Below are 17,745 nucleotides of genomic sequence, written 5' to 3' on the forward strand. Positions count from 1 at the left end.
TCTAAAGAAATGCGTCTTTTTTATACTATTCATTTAAGTGTATAAGTTTTTCAGGATTAACCATCATATAAATGTTTGCGATTTTTTCATTCTCAAATGTAAATGAAAGCACGTAAGTCACTTTATTTTTCACTTTAACAATAACACCAGGGGCACCATTTACTATCTTATACTCAACATTGTACACTGGCGGGAACTTCTTCCCAATCCCAAAGAATAAACGTATAATTCTATCTGCAGAGTAAATTGGATGAACTGCAGTTGTAACTTTCCCCCCACCATCTGCTTTCAATATCGCATCTGTTTTTAATACTTCTAACATGCCTTGCGCATCCCCACACTGTAATGATGATACAAACTTTTCAACATAAGCAGCCATTTTTTTCGTACTTAACTTTGACTGCTTCGGCTTATCTAAAATACTTTTTCGTGCTCGTTGAAAGATTTTTCGGCAATTCACACTACTCTTATCAACAATTGAAGCGATTTCTTCGTAGTCATAACCGAAAACCTCTCTTAATATGAAGACAACCCTCTCTACCTCTGACAATTGTTGTAAAAGTAATAAATATGCTGTAGAAATTGATTCTTTCATTACAAATGACTCTGTTGGGTCATCAGTCTCTTCCACAAATGGTTCTGGTAACCACATTCCGACATATACGTTCCGTTTATGTGCTGCCGAGCGTAATTTATCAATTGAGCGATTGGTTACCATTTTACATAAATATGCTTTCATATTTTCTATAGATTGAACGTCCTCTATATTATTTAACGAGATAAAAACGTCATGAACGATATCCTCAGCATCCATAACACTCCCAAGGATTCTGTATGCTAATGAAAATAATAATGATTGATACGCTTCATACAACTGCTCCGTTTCCATGATGTACTGCCCCACTTTCGAATTGCTTTAAAATGTGTAACGCTGCACGTTTTCCGCTTGCTACTGCAGCATCAGCTAATATTTCATCGTGCCCTGCCCAATCTCCTGCAACGTAAATACCTGGCATTTCATGTATGTTAGGGCCTGGTTTTTCAACACGGTCAATATGAGGAAAATCATGTACTACCGTAATTTTCGGTAAATATTGCTGTGCGACAACTTCTCTTCTCCAGTTCGGATGTAACAATTCCATCATACTTTCTAACTGTTCTTTATCTTGTTGAAAATGATTCAATTCTAGCACAGGGTTATGATACTTAATTAGACTCACTGCAATCGATCCATCTTCACTTAATTTAGCTGCTCTCGATTGATTTGTGAAAAATATTGGTTGATCTAATCCCAAAGAAAAATGATGCATAGGATTCGGTAATTGTTTTAAACCAATATCTAACGCTGCCACGGTCACTTGTATAGATTGTTCACACCATTTTTGCAAACTTGTTCCCTCTGCACCTTTTATTATTTTACAAGCTTCTTTCGGCGGAGTTGTTACAATGACGGCACCTGCTTCAAATACTTCATCGTCAAAACATTGTATTCTTTGTTTCCCTTCACAATGCTCTATTTTCAACACATGCTTTTTAGACAGAAATTGCACACCACTATCACTCGCAATATTCCTTAAATTTGTTATGATCGTCTCCCAACCACCATCTACATAAAGTACTCCTTCTTTCATAGAAAGCTGTATTTGCTTTAGTACCGAAGATGCTAATTGTATTGTAGGAGCATACGTATATGTTGTTGTACGGCATAATGCATAAAATATATTTCGAACCATTGGATCTTTAATTTCCTTTTCCGCCCATGTAGATAGACTCATTTTCGACACTTTTCCTATATCTAAATTCCCTAAATGAATCATTAGACGAGAGAACTGTACTTTTGCAGACCAAGAAAGTAACGGTGTTGATAAAATAGAGCGAAAATCTGTTGGGATGGTAAAAATATCCCCTTTCCATATTCCATGTGCTTTTGTAGATGGAACTCCACCTGGCAGATTTACACCTAGCTCATTAAAAGCTTTAAACGCTTCTCCACCTCTATATAAAGCATGTGCACCAAGATTCATACAAATGCCATTTTTATTTATAGTCCTCCCTCGACCACCGAAGTGACTGGACTTTTCTAATACAATAACCTTCCTTCCAGCTTTCGCTAAATATATAGATGCTGTTAATCCAGCAAGCCCACCACCAACAATTACTACATCAAAATTTTTCATAATAAAATCCCTCCTTATCCGTTCTACATACAAGACGAACGATTAATGAGGGATGTGACATAAAGATTTTTTTATTACTCTACTTTATTTCATTACTTTTTTATTCGGTCATATTGCATACGGAATAGCTCAATTGCAAATGGAATATCTTCTTCACACTTTATATAATAACTTATCCAACCTGATTCTGGTAATACGTGATGTGGTTTCACCAATCCTTGGTTCACTAATTCATCTCGCTTTAACTTTAGAAATGGTAAATCAACTAACTTATCCCCATGCAGATGACCAAGTTCCTTCTTACCATAATTTATTTCAATGCCACCAAATCGATGCGGTTTTTCAGAAACACCCGCCCAGCTGAGCACTTCATTTCTAATCATTTCACTAAATGACATGGACATTCACTCCTTATAAATGATTGATATAATTTTAAATTAACACTTTCATTACTTTTTTCCATCAATCCAAAGTATGAACGTGAATACGAATATAGTTTAATCTTAATACCTTATTCTTTATAGAATAAGCGAATTTATTAAGCTGCCAACAATTGCACAAAATAAACACTAGACACATACCCTAATTTTGTAACCTAACTTACTTATAGAAAGGCGGGTAATACAAATGACTTCTACTATCGACTACACTTCCCCCTCAACTAATTTCACTCATGATTTAAGTAAAAGTAATTTTTTCCAGAAAGATGCACAAAATTATATAAACGTACTTGGTGTGAAACAATTAAACACTATAGAAAATACTTCTTTACTAGATATCTATTTAAGTACAGGAAATGTTATAGAGCCACACATACATCAAAATGCAGCTGAACTTGTTTACTGTATTTCAGGATCTGCAGTTGTTTCTTTACTGAATCCTTTTACAAATCAAATATTAAACTTACCGATACAACCAGGGCAAGTCGCCAACATTCCACAAGCGTGGTGGCATTATGAAGTCGCTACAGCAGATGGTACACATTTATTAGCTATTTTCAACGCCCCAACACCAGAAGTTATTTTTGGTTCTGATATGTTACGCTTAACACCCGCTAATATAATGGCTCATACTTACTGTATTGATGAACAACAATGGAAACAAGCGGTATCCCCTATTCAATCCACTACAGTAATTGGTCCTCCAGCAAACTGCAATCAAAACCGTAGAATGATAGACACACCAACTCAGCCTCCTAGTCCACAACAAAATTTATATTATCAAGATTCATATTATTTCCCTCTATACTGGGGATATTAATTTATATCATGAATAAACAATAAAAAATCTCCTCGGAAAATACGTAGGAGATTTTTTATTGTTTACCCTCCATTCCTATTTTTTATCGTAACAATTAATAGAGTACATACATATAATATTTATATATTTAATTGGAGGTGATAGTACTATGAGTAATTATAACTATCGAAAAAACTACTCTCATAATAAAAATAGTAGTTCATCAACATCCTCTCAGTCTTCGAACTCTCAATCTTCCAATTCCCAATCGCAAAGAGATTTAGCTGAACAAGGCTATGTAAAGAAAAAAGGATGTAACTGTAATAAAAACAAATAGTTTATTACGAATTTGAACTATAACATTTCAGCGCTCACGATAAATACCTTACTTTTCTTGTATACCGTTTATGTAATGGATGAATTCTATTAAAAATAGAATTCATCTTTTTTATTTATAGGTAATTTTTTAACTGCATAACTTATTCCATAAACAATAAAGTGTAAATCATACATTTTAATTTTCCTTTTATACCAACTTAACAATGAAGAATTTCTTAATTGATTTATCACCTATCTTCCCATAAAATATAGCCCTTCCTAATAAAATTAGGAAAGGCTATATACAGAATACATTACCACAAGTTATTCGATATTAATACCTGCACTTACAAATCCAGCAACTGCAGCTATTGGACTTGCTGCCGTTAATGAAACATATAACAGTATTTTATCTCCAGCAGCTACTGGAATAGCTTCAGGTATGATTCCCGATGCTGTAGCACCAATCGCTATTACAGCAAATGCTGGTGCTAATAATAGAGGTGCCCCCTGTACTGTAAACGTATTACTCGCTGCAGGTGCAGTTAATATTTGTATCTGCACTTGAACAGGTGATAGTGGAGCTAATGCAGCTGTTGCACTAAAGAAACCTGCTAATGACGTAATAACCCCATCACGTGGTGCTACAAATGCATAATCACCTACACCTAATGCTAATGTGATACTAGTTCCACCTGTTAAAGCTACACCAGGCTGACTAAATCCAAATCCAAGGAGTGTCCCCGTATTAGCTATTAATGCGTTAACTAACGCAGATGGTGTTGTACCTGAAGCGAATGGAATAATAGCTCCGCCACCAGTTGCTCCTGTTGCTCCTGTTAATCCTGTTGCTCCCGTTGCTCCTGTTGGACCTGTTGGGCCAGTTGCTCCTGTTGGGCCTGTGTCTCCTGTTGGACCTGTCGCTCCTGCTACTCCTGTGTCTCCCGTTGGACCTGTTGGGCCTGCTACTCCTGTGTCTCCCGTTGGACCTGTTGGGCCTGTCGCTCCTGTTGCTCCTGTGTCTCCCGTTGGGCCTGTTACTCCTGCTCCTGTCGCTCCTGTCGGGCCTGTTGCTCCTGTTGCCCCTGTTGCTCCTGTTGCTCCTGTTGCTCCGCCTCCTGGACCTGTTGGACCTGTTGGACCTGTTGGGCCACCTCCTGGAGTAGCACCAATTAGTTGAACTAATAAGTTTAATAGAAGTTGTAAGCTTGCAGGATCAATAATTAAAGAGAAGAAGAATGGTGCAAGAGCACTGAAGAATTGTTGTAATAAAGAAAGTAATTGACCTAGGTCTGGGTTTGGAGATTGTAGTAAGTTAATAATACTTTGAATTAATTGTTTTAAGAAATTCCCTTCTGGAGAAGGTGCTAATTCATTTAGTAAATTCAATAGTTGCGTAAACAAATTGAGTAAAGCTAATCTGTTTGCATCACTTGGATTTGCAAAAAACGCTGCAATAGCCGCAATTAAAGAGTTTAGTAAAGTGATTAATCTACCTAATTGTTCGCTAGTAATCGGAACCGTTTGTGGATTGTTACAACAATCTGGAGTGAAAACAATCGGATTATTGCAGTTGTTATGACCAAAACAATTATTATGTGACATTAATTTCCTCCTTACTTATTTTATAATTGAGTATTTTCCTATTAATAAGAACTATAAAATCGTGCATAGGTTTCATTCACTTAAAATAGGAAACATGAATTATAATTAAACTTTAAAACAATATTTAATTATGTTCATGACTCACATATTAATTATATGTTTTTAATAATTGACTGCTTAGATTAAACACCTAAACTTAAGAGTTTATTTTATTTTTCCACGTTTATCTCTTAGGTCCAAAAGCACATTTTAATTTAAATATTAAAACTAAGCATTAGCATATAACCAATAACTAACAAGTAATAACACCACCTTTTCAAATAAATAACAATAATACCTTTACTTAAATTGTTTTCCCTCTATTATCATAAAGCCGTTTCTATTATCAAAAACTCTCATACAATATAGTGGACAAGTTATTGTATACTTCGTTCCAAAAAACAATTTAGGGAGTGAGAATTAATTGCCTATTATTCAACCATTTATGGCATCTAGAAGATTCACCTCTACACTAAGTGCTGGAACTGGAACTGGAGCAGCTTTCGCAATTGCTGCAACAGCTTGTTTAAATGATGCCGGTACTACTGCAACTACTTTTCCGACTTTTACGTATTACAACTTATATGTAAACGGCATTCTTCAACCTAGTGTGAACTCCAGTGTTACTACTGGACCTACTGGTGCTATTACAATTCCTGGCGGAGATGCATTAGACGGCGGAATTCCAATCACAATTGAATTTATCGTCACTTAATGTTAATTATTTTAATGTAGAACAAAAAGACAGATTCTTTTTATTAATTTAAGAATCTGTCTTTTTTAATTAATAATAATAAATTGCAAAATAATTGATGAACCTTGCGATGGTGGTTGATCATCCAATAAAGTTAGCTGACCTGTACTAACCTGATAAAATGGTTGTGGCTGAAGTATTCCATTAATAAACAAATTAATATATGAAACCTCATCAGGAGATAATATGTGAGTTGTTCCATATAGAGCTATTCCATCTGAATCTGTATATATAAGCCTCTCTCCATCTGCAAAAGTGTAAAATAATAAATTAGTTGTTGTTATGGGACCGATAACTCCAGTCGGTCCTGTTAAACCTGTCGCTCCTGTTATGCCTGTTGGCCCTGTTACTCCCGTTGCTCCTGTTACTCCTGTTGCTCCTGTTATGCCCTCTGCTCCTGTTGCTCCTGTTGCTCCCGCTGCTCCTGTTGCTCCCGCTGCTCCTGTTGCTCCCGCTGCTCCTGTTGCTCCCGCTGCTCCTGTTGCTCCTGTTGCTCCCGCTGCTCCCGCTGCTCCTGTTATGCCCTCTGCTCCTGTTGCTCCTGTTGCTCCCGCTGCTCCCGCTGCTCCTGTTATGCCCTCTGCTCCTGTTGCTCCTGTTGCTCCTGTTGCTCCCGCTGCTCCCGCTGCTCCTGTTATGCCCTCTGCTCCTGTTGCTCCTGTTGCTCCTGTTATGCCTGTTGGCCCTGTTACTCCAGTCGCTCCTGTTACTCCTGTTGCTCCCGCTGCTCCTGTTGCTCCCGCTGCTCCTGTTGCTCCTGTTGCTCCCGCTGCTCCTGTTATGCCCTCTGCTCCTGTTGCTCCTGTTGCTCCTGTTGCTCCTGTTGCTCCTGTTATGCCTGTTGCTCCTGTTACTCCAGTCGCTCCTGTTGCTCCTGTTGCTCCTGTTGCTCCTGTTGCTCCTGTTGCTCCTGTTATGCCCTCTGCTCCTGTTGCTCCTGTTATGCCCGCTGCTCCTGTTATGCCCGCTGCTCCTGTTGCTCCTGTTATGCCTGTTGGCCCTGTTACTCCAGTCGCTCCTGTTACTCCCGTTGCTCCTGTTGGAATATAAATCGGTGGAAGAACCGGAAAGGTAGGTCCAATATTTTCAGGTCCTATCATACCTTTATTCAACGATGATTTATCTTTGCGGTTCAATTTAATACCTCATTCCACATTTTTTTTATTCATTCAAATCATTATAAATCTATTATTAAAGAATAACTTATTTGCTATTTCTTTTACTTTCCAAGTGATTACTTTATTTAACTTTTTATCTTTATTATAACTACTACAAAAACTTTCACTTCCTGGCTCTACTTTTTTATTCCACAATATCAACTTCAAATTAATATTATAATTCCACTTCACCATATGTCTCTCTATCAATTATACGAATCGATTAAAAAATGATTCATTTTTTTATAAGAAACCATCTTAAAAACTTAAGTAAAAAAAGTGAAAGTTGAATCAGTAGGAGTTTGGTCCATCACCTATATATAATTAGTTAAATCAATTGGGTGTTTACGTCAAGTTCGATCCCCACTTAATTTCTTTGCTCCACCTGAATTTGAGGTAGGAATTTTACCGCTCGTTAATACGGAATAATAAATATATTACACTATATTCATAGTAGAAATTATCTATACTAAATTTTCCGTATATACATTATCAATTTACACTGCCCCCTGCCAATGTTACATTGAATAAGAAGACAGTTTCTTAAATGCAAACCATCTCAAAATGTATTTGAGAAACAAACTCCAATCCTATACGCGAGAGCAATACTATGTTGACACTCAAACGAGTGTCCTTTTTTTATGAATTTCAAAAATAAAACCATCTTTTATAGATGGTTTATCAACGCACTTTTCTTTATATTCTTTATGCAATAATGAATTTATATAACCGGATAATAGATGGTCATACTTAACCGAGTTAGCGTTCTTCCGGAATTATGATAGAAGTGTGGTCTATCCGCCTTAAAGCGCATTGCATCACCGCTATTTAATTTATATTTACAATCATTTATTTCAATTGTCAATTCCCCTTCAAACACCGTAATAAATTCTTCGGTCCCTTCTTTATGGCCTTCCGAACTTAATTTTCCTTCTGTTTCAATTTCAACCGTATAGATTTCAAAGTTCCTATCATCTTGAAAAGGAAAGGAAGGATACACTTTATATCTCCCATTGTCTTCTGATAATACTTGTACATCATTTCGTAAAACAACTTTCGTATCTGGTTGCGGATTATTGATTAAAGAAGTAAAAGACACTTTTAAACCATTAGCGATTTTCCATATCGTTGTTAATGTTGGGCTTGACTCTCCTCGTTCAATTTGTCCAATCATCGTTTTACTCACACCTGTTAATTGAGAGACCTTTTCTAAACTCATTTTCTCTTTTTCACGTATTGTTTTTAAATTTTTTGCTAAAATAAGTTGAATTTCTTCCATAAAAAACACCCCTACACTATATACAATATAACGACCGTTATGTATAATAAAAAGCACACGTTATATTGTTCTTTTCGGTCATTATAACATACACCAAATAATTAGGGGGTTTTGAAATGCCTATATTTTCTTTTTTGTTATTTGTTTTTATAAGTAGCTTCACACCCGGACCTAACAATTTTTTAGCTATGACATACGCCAATCAACATGGGTTAAAAAGAAGTATGCAATTTTGCTTCGGAGTCGCTTTCGGTTTCTTCATCCTCACTTCCTTATGTAGTTTCTTTAATATTGTACTCATCAATATCTTACCCATAATCGAATTGCCTTTAAAAATTTTAGGTGTAGCTTATATGCTATATTTAGCTTTTAAAATACTCACTAGTAAAACTAGTGCAGATCCTGATGAAAAATATAATAAAAATTTATTCACAGTGGGAATTTTCCTTCAGTTTGTTAATCCTAAAGGAATACTATTCGGACTAACTGTAGTATCAACTTTTATTCTCCCTTACTACAATTCATATTCAAGTTATCTACTTTTTTCATTATTTCTAGGTGTAGTCGGCTTAATGAGTACATTTAGTTGGAGCTTATTTGGTTCCATGTTTCAAAAACTTTTATTAAAGCATACGAAATCATTTAATATCATTATGGCCGTTTTATTAATGTTTAGCGCTATTTCAATTTTAGCCAATTAAATTCAAATTCTAAATTTCTATTTAATACTATGTGTTGCCTATAAAGCTGAGATGTCCAATAAAACTCTCTCATGCAATACTTATTAATTTTCAAGACAGGAGGAGTCTCCTTTATCTAATCTAATTCATACGAAAAAAAGCGAGTCTTTAATCAGTCCGATCCCCACCTAAATTCTTTACTTTTGCTGAATTTAGGTGGGGCCTTACTTCCTGTTAATGCGGGATAAAATTATAAAAAGAGGATTACTCATTAAAAGTAATCCTCTTTTTTTGTGCCGATTGTATTTTAAATATACTGTTCCTCAAACCAAACTCTTTACTTAACTTCATACCACCAACCTTTACGATCAAGGTAATCCGTCATTCCTTTAAGCTGCGCATCTGAAGTTGGTTCAGAGATAAAATATGTTAGACCATCCGATTGTAAGATGAAGTTGGCCGTCATTTTAAGAGATGTTAATGCTCCCATCACATCAGGTGTTTCATAAGGGGAAAAAGCTCCTGTTTGAATAATATTTTGTTTAGATGGCGGAGTTGTCCCACTAGACTGCCCAGTTAAAGCATACACAATTGAATTTGCAATCTTATCTGGATTCCATTTTGCCATATCTGCTTCATTATCGATAAATCCAAGTTCAATTAAAATTGCAGGTGCTTTTGTATTCGCTAATACATAAAGGTCTTTTCGTTCCTTAGCACCACGATTTGTCCAGCCAATATCTTTTGAAAGTTGCGCCGCTACTTTTGCTGATAAAGCTTGTTGGTCATAGTACAGAACTTCAACACCGTTAGCTTTCGTATCATATGAATTTAAGTGAAATGAAACTACTAAATCTACATCATGTGAGTTTGTTTTAGATACGATGTTATTTAAATTTTGCGCTTGTGTTGTCCCTACTTCATCAGTGTCATCATAAACTGTATGACCCAATGCTCTTAATTTAGCAGCAACTGCATCCTTAACTTGTCGATCCATAATGTGTTCTTTCCGATTTCCATAATTTGCCCCTTGTACAATACTATTGTGACCTCCATGTAAACTATATCTAGCCATTGTTCCACATCCCTTTTTTATTAATATATTCAAAGCTAGTCTTATTGTCCGGTCAAATATCCTGTACAGCTCAAGCAAACAATAATTAGGGCACTAATCTATTCTCTAAAACAAAGATTTTAAGTTACGACATTTATCTATTTAAACTATTCATTTAGAAATCTTTTTATTGTAATACAGAAAAATACGTTATAATATAAGTTACTGTTCTTTAGGAGGGGTTTAATGGCAGATAAATATAAATTTTTGATACTCATTGTTACAGCATTTTTTTCTTTCTTTTCCCTAATAAAAGATTTCCGTAACACTTCAAAAAGTTTCTTTTGGGGGAGCTTTGCAATCCTAACAAGCTTTATATTATTATTAACTCACGCTTTAGAGTTAACTCCAATACTTCTCTATTCAGCACAGATGGCTCTTGAGATTATTACAATTCCGCGTAAATTAATTCTTCCATCTGGCACTGATTCTGCGAGTTTTTGCTAACAATTCGCATATCTAAAAAATTTCAATTCTATATTTCTAATTATCTTTATAAATATAAAAATGCGGTTTCTCCTTCCTAGAGAAACCGCACTATATTAAATTTAAAACTGACTAGTATACAAATCAAAGTTATATCCTCACATTTACGATTTGTTATTTCACCATTATGTTCCTTATAAATTTTAAACACCTTATCTCTTTCTATGCTTCTTCTGCTCACCTCATATCACCAATCACCTTTTATTTTAGTAGGAAGAAACTCGTAATAATTCCTACTTATAGTAATTCCCTTTTATAAATCCTTTCATTTGAATGTACGATTATATAAAAATCTCTAAAGATTAAAATCGAGGTGAACACCATGAAAAGTTTTGCTATGGTTTGTTAGTACTCTCTACTGTCTGTTCAGTATTCCTAGTATATTATAAATTCAATTCCTCCTATATTAAATTTACATCAGGCAATGAATATTACTGATTAAATGGTATCCTAACTGTCGGGTTCCTTATAATCCTTAATTATCAACATAAAAGATATTATCACGAAAAACTACACAATTCTTTCTCTGTAAGATTTTTTATGGCTAGTTTCTTTCTCTAAATTACCTACAAAGAACTTCCAATGAGTGAAACAGTTAGCAAAAGCTAACTGTTTTCTAATTAAAATAACTATTTTGTTTAAATTCACCTTAATTCACATCATCTTTTCTTAACATTCGAATTAATAACTGTATAATATAATTAAACTATTTGCATGAGAGGTGATCACTATAAATTGGAAACAAAAATAAAATCCAAAGTATCTCTTTAACCGCATGTATAGTTATATTTATAAAGCCCTTGATGATATACCATGGTCCTTAAAATAATTTAAATTGTTAAGAGTACACATTTTTTGTGTACTCTTTTCATACCCCTATAAAATAACGCTTTCATTTCAAAGTTATATTGTTATTAAATTATCTATTCTACTCCTCTTCTCTTGTTCATATGCCGAGTTGTTTATTCATAAATTAAAAATAATTGACATAACTGAATGGAGGCTAACTATGTCTTTTGCAAATATTATTAAATACGGACGCGTTCCGCACTTTAACTCTAACTTCCCTTTGATTTTATTTTGGAGTCAGAAAAGTGGCTGTACTTCACTTGCACATTGGTTTTTTTATCAAATAAATTTATTTAAGCAAGCAATAAAATACGATTCCTTCATCCATAATTATGAAAATGAAATATACAAAAACTCCTCCGACTACTTTATTGAACTAGCTGCAGCTTTATATACAAACAGAAAAGATTCCTATAAATTAGTGAGAAACCCCTATACAAGAGCTGTAAGTTCATTCTTTTCACTAATTGCCCCCCCTCACATAGAAAACCCAGCATGGAATCCTATTCGGAATTTTTATTATGGTAATGACTTTTGTAATAAACCTATTTCATTTAAAATCTTTCTCTACTATTTAAAAGCGCAAATGAAAGATTTAGAACGAGTAGATCCACATTTAATGCAGCAATATGAACCAGCTGAGGAGGAGTTTGTTACAAAGTATATCTACCTTGAAAATTTCTCTACTGAAATTGTGCGCTTAGAACAAACATATCAATTAAAAACTTCTCCTTTACACATACTAACCAAATCATGGCATCACCAGAAGGACAGGGCGATTTTTAGAGGTGATTTTGCAGATGCTGATATTACCGATCCTTTATTCCCACGCCTCCCAACATATGATAGTTTTTATGATCATGAAACTATCCAATTAGTACAAGATATTTTTAATAAAGATTTTAGCACGTACAATTACCCATTAACTCCTTTAAAAAATAAGTGATTTTCTAATTGTAGTTTCATATATTATAGAGAAACTTAAATTCACCTATTTAAGTTTCCTCATAAAACTCTCGTAATAAGTTGGGACACTGGAAACAGTGTCTGTTTTTAATAAAATTCAAATTGCATTATTTATTAATTCATTAAAACATACAAATATAAAATGAAACACTCATTACGGTTGTCTTCATTCGCTCTATTTGTTCCACTGCCGTTGTATAATTAAAGTTCAATTATTTCACTATTAAATACAAAAACTTCGATTTCCAAACGATTAGTCTCAATTGTTGAAAAAACAATCGAAGTAATATAATAACATAAAATTATAACACACACTGATAAAGCAATACTTGGACAAGTTTATTACGGACTGTGATTTAGTTGTTAGTATCAAAAAGCTACATGAGGTTGTCGTAGGGGATCTCATAATATTTTTAAGGATCATTTAATAAAATCCGAATTTTTAAAATTAATTTTCATAGTTTACTTCATAACCATGCAACACTTTTTTGGAACAGTTTGTACATCCAAAAATTCCAAGTGAACGATTGGGTCATAAAGGTGTTTTCATAACCTTATGCATGTTTTACCTTGGATACAAGAATATGCAGTTAAAACATTTAGTGAACAACTATTTGGATAATAATGTTTACAAATATAAAAATACGGTTTCTCTTTCCTAGAGAAACCGCATCATTTTAAAGTTTTTATTAAATTTTAAACTGACTCGTATACAGGTCAAAGTAAAATCCTCTATCTTCCATAAGAGATTCATGATTTCCTCTTTCCATAATACTTCCATCTTTTATAACAAGGATTTGATCTGCTTTTTCAATCGTTTTCAGTCGATGAGCGATTACGAAACTTGTTCGACCTCTCATTAAATTGTTTAGTCCTTCTTGAATTTGTAATTCTGTTCTCGTATCAATATTAGAAGTTGCTTCGTCAAGAATTAATATATCTGCATCTGCTAAAATTGCCCGTGCAATAGCAAGAAGCTGTTTTTGCCCTTGACTTAAATTCGATCCTTCTGAAACAATTTTTGTTTCATATTGATTCGGTAAATGCTTTATAAAAGAATGTGCAGATGCTGCCTTAGCGGCATTGATTACTTCTTCATCACTAGCATCTAATCGACCATAACGGATATTATCCATAATCGTCCCAGCAAATAAGTACGTATCTTGTAAAACTACTCCTATTTTACTTCGCAACGAATTCATTTCATAATCTTTTATATTTTTTCCATCAAAATGAATTTTCCCTTTCTGTATATCGTAAAAGCGTGTTAACAAATTAATAATTGTTGTTTTACCCGATCCAGTTGGACCAACTAAAGCAATTGTCTCCCCTGGCTGCGCCTTAAGACTCACTTCTTTTAAAATATTTTTATTTTCCTCATAACCGAATGAAACATTCTCAAGCTCAACATATCCTTGTAAATTTTGTACGATGAATGCATCTTTTTTATTATGGATTTCTGGTACTTCATCCATAATTTCAAAGACACGTTCTCCACCAGCAACTGCCGATTGAATCGTATTCATTAAAGTTGCAAATTGACTGAGTGGTCTTGAGAATTGACGAGAATAATTAATAAAAGCGGCAATGACACCAACTGTTGTCATTCCATTTAAAACCATAATTGATCCCGTCCCAATTACAAGTCCCATACCTAAGTTGTTAATAAAGTTCATACTCGGAAAGATGAAAGCTGAAAATGTATCCGCCTTCGTAGCCGAAACTCTTAATTGTTCATTAATTTTATTGAAATTTTGTACGGTTTCTTTTTCTTTCCCATATAACGTTGTAACATCCGCTCCTGTTATAGCTTCCTCAATAAATCCATTTAATTCTCCTAAATCTTTTTGACGCTTCGCAAAGTTTTTACCACTATAAGTAACTAGTTTTTTTGTAACGAAAAACATAATAGGTACTGTAATTAAAGTAACAATCGCTAAAATCCAATCTAATGCGAACATCGCAATCGTTACACCTATAAATGTTAATGCAGATGAAATAATTTGCACCACACTTTGTGTCAACGCTTGATTCAAATTATCTATATCATTTGTCACACGACTCATTAAATCCCCTTGAGAACGTACATCAAAGAACCGTAGAGAAAGCGTTTGGATTTTCTCAAAAATATCTTGTCGTATTTTTTGTATCGTTTTTAATGCAACGTTAACCATGACAAATGTTTGCAACCATGTTAATAATACCGTTACACCGTAAATCGCAATAAGTAACAAACACATTCTCGCCGTACCACTTAAATCTTTCGGCACAATATATTGATCGATAATTACTCCCATTAAATATGGACCTAACAGCCCGAGTAACGTCGTAACAAATACTAAAAATATAACGAACGTAAGAGCAGCCTTTTGATAGCCCATATAGTTCCATACGCGCATTACAGTTCCTTTCGTATTTTTAGCTTTACCCACCTTAGGCGCGTTACGCCTACCTTTATTAGCAAATTGTCCTTGGAAATTACGCATGTTCTTTCCCACCTTCTTTATATAAATTACCGCCTTGGGAAAGATAGATTTCTTGATATACCTCACATTGTTCTACCAGTTCTTCATGTGTGCCATCACCCACTAATTCACCGTTATCTAAAACGAGAATTTTATCAGCATCTATTATAGATGAAATTTTAGAGGCGATTAATATTGTTGTAGTTCCTTTATATTCTGTTCTTAATGCCGATTGAATGTTAGATTCTGATTTAGCATCTACAGCAGATGTAGAATCATCTAATACAAGAATAGATGGTTTTCTCACAAGCGCCCTTGCGATTGATACACGTTGTTTTTGTCCGCCTGATAAATTCGTCGCACCTTGTGTTAAATGATATTGATAAGAATCTTCTAGCTTATTAATAAACTCAGTCGCACAAGCTGCTGAAGCTGCTACTTCTAACTCGCCCTTCGTCGCATCTTCTTTACCATAACGTAAGTTTTCTTCTATACTACCTGAAAACAACAATGCCTTTTGAGGTACAAAACCTATAGAAGCACGAAGTTTTTGTAAATCATACGCCTTAACATTTAGTCCATCAATGCATATTTCACCTTGATCAACATCGTATAAACGCGGTAGCAGTTTTGCTAAAGTAGATTTACCACTCCCTGTAGAACCAATAATCCCTACTTTTTCACCTTTACGTATGCGAAATGAAATATCTTTTAATACATATTCATTATTTTTTGTGTAACTAAAACTTACATTTTTAAAGTCAATTTGACCTTCAATTTTCTTAGGTACAAGCGCATTTGTTTCACTCGTAATATCAACGTCAGTATTTAAAACTTGCTGTACACGATCCGCAGACGGAAACGCTCGCGCGATTTGCATAAATACCATACTTATAGACATAAGTGACATTAAAATAATATTTAAATAGTTTATAAACGCTAATATAGCCCCTACTTGAAGAGTTCCATTAAATACTTTTTCTCCACCAATCCATAAGGTTGCGACAATCCCGCCGCTTACAACTAACATAATAATTGGCATCATTATGGAAATAAGCTGCACCGCTCGAATGTTTATTTTCGTTAAATTTGTATTCACTTTTCCAAACTGAGTGATTTCATATTTTTGTCTTACATACGCTTTAATAACACGTACACCAGATAAATTTTCTTGTAACTTTGTATTCACTTTATCTAATGCTTCTTGCACTTTTTTGAACGTCCCGCTTGCTCTACTTGCAATAAATATAATTGCAAGCAATAAAATCGGAACGACTACGAGTAATATAGGAAATAACTCACGTGCTGTTACAAAAACAATTATTATACTTCCCATAAATAACAGAGGACCACGAACAAGTACACGTAATGTCATCGTCATCGCCGATTGGATAGAAGTAATATCATTTGTCACAATCGTTAATAATTTCCCAGTTCCAAATGAATCACGATTTTCACTAGAAAATGTTTCTATTTTCGCAAATACATCTTTTCGTATGTCTGTAGCGAAATTAACAGCTGCTTTTGTAGAATACATCATACACCCAAGTCCTCCTACTAAACCGAGTGCTGCAGCTCCTATCATAAGAAGCCCCATTTTTATTACATAATTCAAATCCCGATTTGCTATCCCAACATCAATAATATGTTGCATAATAGTCGGTTGAATTAAGTCCATCGCAACCTCAAGTACCATAAATAACGGTCCAATAATAGCGAAGAACATGTATGGTTTTAAATACTGTAATAACTTGCGAAATGATTTCATACATAATCTCCTTTTCCCATGAAATTACCACTGAATAATTCATATCCCTCATTATTTAAGCGATATAGTTTGTAATTTCTTTCTCATCCCTATTATATTATGTAAATTAATATTTAACATTATTAAATGATAAGCATTTATGACTTTCGGGTCAATAAATGTGCTTTATATTACGCAATTAGAAAAACCGTATTCTTAAATAGAAAGAATACGGTTTTTTATCTATATTTGTTCAATTGTAAAATCTAAAAACTCAGTCTCAAATCCATTGTTTTCAGAAGGGCTACACGTGTAAAAACCTATTTTAACAGGCGCATTCCCTATATCCTCCATCAAATGAGCGATTCTTATTTGTTCCCATTGACAGCTATTTTTTACATATATTATATAATCGCCACGTTTACGAACAATTCGAAAACGAAGTTGTTGGGAAGCTAATTCTGTTGGATAGTCTTGTGTTGACCAATCAGAATATCCATTATTCGTTACGACAGCTCCTAAATGAGAAGGGCCATCTGGAATATACTCTAATGAAGTTTTCAACCAACACTTTTCCGAAATCATAACAAAAAGACCTGCTTGATCGTATTTTGAATTTGGATTCATACATAATTGGACTTCAGCTTGAAAGTCTGTCATCATTTCATTATAAAATACATGACCATTCATTACTTCAAAACCATAATGTGTTTTAAGCCAAAAATCTGTTTCTGCTTTCGAACGGACAATAAACGCCTGATTGTCATTAATTTTATAATATTTAGGGGCATTCATTATAGTGAGCTGCTCAACATGTTTAGGTATATATGATATATTCATAGTTCCTCCATAATAAAGCCTTTATACAAA

15 protein-coding genes and 1 pseudogene are annotated in these 17,745 nt (G+C 34.3%); 6 read left to right on the forward strand and 10 right to left on the reverse strand.

Annotated elements, in window-relative coordinates:
- Window positions 1–25: 25 nt before the first annotated feature.
- From VF726_RS26800 to VF726_RS26810, 3 genes are all read right to left on the reverse strand, one after another.
- Window positions 26–889, reverse strand: coding sequence for a sigma-70 family RNA polymerase sigma factor (locus VF726_RS26800; protein ID WP_440173245.1), 864 nt, complete (start codon window positions 887–889; stop codon window positions 26–28).
- A complete protein-coding gene (locus VF726_RS26805; RefSeq protein ID WP_440173247.1) occupies window positions 867–2,177 on the reverse strand; it encodes a phytoene desaturase family protein in 1,311 nt (436 codons plus the stop codon). The genes VF726_RS26800 and VF726_RS26805 overlap by 23 nt, the downstream gene beginning before the upstream one ends.
- Before the next feature lie 92 nt (window positions 2,178–2,269).
- Window positions 2,270–2,575, reverse strand: coding sequence for a luciferase domain-containing protein (locus tag VF726_RS26810; protein WP_429606261.1), 306 nt, complete (start codon window positions 2,573–2,575; stop codon window positions 2,270–2,272).
- Between the two features lie 229 nt (window positions 2,576–2,804).
- On the opposite strand from VF726_RS26810, the gene VF726_RS26815 reads away from it, so the two are divergent.
- Complete coding sequence (locus VF726_RS26815) at window positions 2,805–3,437, forward strand: cupin domain-containing protein (protein ID WP_440173248.1); 633 nt, start codon at window positions 2,805–2,807, stop codon at window positions 3,435–3,437.
- Window positions 3,438–4,058: 621 nt separating this feature from the next.
- Here the strand turns inward: VF726_RS26815 and VF726_RS26820 are convergent.
- Complete coding sequence (locus VF726_RS26820; RefSeq protein ID WP_440173249.1) at window positions 4,059–5,339, reverse strand: exosporium glycoprotein BclB-related protein; 1,281 nt, start codon at window positions 5,337–5,339, stop codon at window positions 4,059–4,061.
- A 463-nt stretch (window positions 5,340–5,802) separates the two neighbouring features.
- On the opposite strand from VF726_RS26820, the gene VF726_RS26825 reads away from it, so the two are divergent.
- On the forward strand, window positions 5,803–6,093 hold the full coding sequence (locus VF726_RS26825; RefSeq protein ID WP_262743567.1) for a DUF4183 domain-containing protein: 291 nt from the start codon (window positions 5,803–5,805) through the stop codon (window positions 6,091–6,093).
- Window positions 6,094–6,158: 65 nt separating this feature from the next.
- Here VF726_RS26825 and VF726_RS26830 read toward each other — a convergent pair whose 3' ends face one another.
- Entirely contained in the window at window positions 6,159–7,268 is a 1,110-nt protein-coding gene (locus VF726_RS26830; RefSeq protein WP_440173250.1) for a DUF4183 domain-containing protein, read from the reverse strand.
- Between the two features lie 742 nt (window positions 7,269–8,010).
- Window positions 8,011–8,625, reverse strand: a complete 615-nt coding sequence (locus tag VF726_RS26835; protein WP_440173251.1) for a helix-turn-helix domain-containing protein — start codon at window positions 8,623–8,625, stop codon at window positions 8,011–8,013.
- Window positions 8,626–8,684: 59 nt separating this feature from the next.
- Here VF726_RS26835 and VF726_RS26840 point away from each other — a divergent pair, with 59 nt between their 5' ends.
- The gene (locus tag VF726_RS26840) at window positions 8,685–9,269 is read left to right on the forward strand and encodes a LysE family transporter (protein WP_440173253.1); all 585 of its coding nucleotides are present in this window, start codon (window positions 8,685–8,687) and stop codon (window positions 9,267–9,269) included.
- A gap of 316 nt (window positions 9,270–9,585) precedes the next feature.
- Here VF726_RS26840 and VF726_RS26845 read toward each other — a convergent pair whose 3' ends face one another.
- Window positions 9,586–10,323 (reverse strand): N-acetylmuramoyl-L-alanine amidase, encoded by a 738-nt coding sequence (locus VF726_RS26845; protein ID WP_440173255.1) that lies wholly within the window; start codon window positions 10,321–10,323, stop codon window positions 9,586–9,588.
- A 225-nt stretch (window positions 10,324–10,548) separates the two neighbouring features.
- Between VF726_RS26845 and VF726_RS26850 the strand changes: the two genes are divergently transcribed.
- The 3 genes and pseudogenes from VF726_RS26850 (at window position 10,549) to VF726_RS26860 (ending at window position 12,643) form a co-directional block, all read left to right on the forward strand.
- A complete protein-coding gene (locus VF726_RS26850) occupies window positions 10,549–10,809 on the forward strand; it encodes a hypothetical protein (protein WP_440173256.1) in 261 nt (86 codons plus the stop codon).
- 381 nt (window positions 10,810–11,190) lie between these two features.
- Window positions 11,191–11,380 (forward strand): annotated as a pseudogene (locus VF726_RS26855) (hypothetical protein).
- Between the two features lie 477 nt (window positions 11,381–11,857).
- Entirely contained in the window at window positions 11,858–12,643 is a 786-nt protein-coding gene (locus VF726_RS26860) for a sulfotransferase family 2 domain-containing protein (RefSeq protein WP_440173257.1), read from the forward strand.
- 709 nt (window positions 12,644–13,352) lie between these two features.
- Here VF726_RS26860 and VF726_RS26865 read toward each other — a convergent pair.
- The 3 genes from VF726_RS26865 to VF726_RS26875 form a co-directional block, all read right to left on the reverse strand.
- Window positions 13,353–15,149 carry an ABC transporter ATP-binding protein gene (locus tag VF726_RS26865; RefSeq protein WP_440173258.1) on the reverse strand — a complete coding sequence of 599 codons (1,797 nt, stop codon included), beginning with the start codon at window positions 15,147–15,149 and terminating at the stop codon, window positions 13,353–13,355.
- A complete protein-coding gene (locus VF726_RS26870; RefSeq protein WP_440173259.1) occupies window positions 15,142–16,896 on the reverse strand; it encodes an ABC transporter ATP-binding protein in 1,755 nt (584 codons plus the stop codon). Before VF726_RS26870 ends, VF726_RS26865 begins: the two co-directional genes overlap by 8 nt.
- A gap of 222 nt (window positions 16,897–17,118) precedes the next feature.
- On the reverse strand, window positions 17,119–17,715 hold the full coding sequence (locus tag VF726_RS26875) for a DUF1349 domain-containing protein (protein WP_440173261.1): 597 nt from the start codon (window positions 17,713–17,715) through the stop codon (window positions 17,119–17,121).
- Window positions 17,716–17,745: the final 30 nt, after the last annotated feature.

The organism is Bacillus sp. Brlt_9, from assembly GCF_051948935.1.
In the GTDB taxonomy this organism is placed as follows: domain Bacteria; phylum Bacillota; class Bacilli; order Bacillales; family Bacillaceae_G; genus Bacillus_A.